The following is a 323-nucleotide window of genomic DNA, read 5'->3' on the forward strand; positions in this document are numbered from 1 at the left end:
GGCATCCCGGTGGTCAACGTCAATAACAACTGCTCGACCGGTTCCTCGGCGCTGTTCCTTGCGCGCCAACTGGTGGAAAGCGGCGCGGTGGACTGCGCGCTGGCCGTAGGTTTCGAACAGATGAACCCGGGCGCGCTGAAGTCGCCCTGGACAGACCGCCCCGGCGCGATGGAGCATTTCCAGACGCAGGCCGATGCACTGCTCGGCCAGATCGAAGTGCCGAACGCACTGCGCCTGTTCGGCGGCGCCGGCCAGGCCCATATGCGCAAGTACGGCACCAAGCTGGAAACCTTCGCCAGAATCCGCGCCAAGGCCAGCCAGCA

Annotated in this window: 1 pseudogene; it reads left to right on the forward strand. The window is 65.6% G+C overall.

Annotation, left to right across the window (positions count from 1 at the left end):
- Positions 1 to 323: pseudogene (locus OR16_RS39335) on the forward strand (lipid-transfer protein); the annotation flags it as partial.

The sequence above is a fragment of the Cupriavidus basilensis OR16 genome (genome assembly GCF_000243095.1).
Taxonomy (GTDB): Bacteria; Pseudomonadota; Gammaproteobacteria; order Burkholderiales; family Burkholderiaceae; genus Cupriavidus; species Cupriavidus basilensis_D.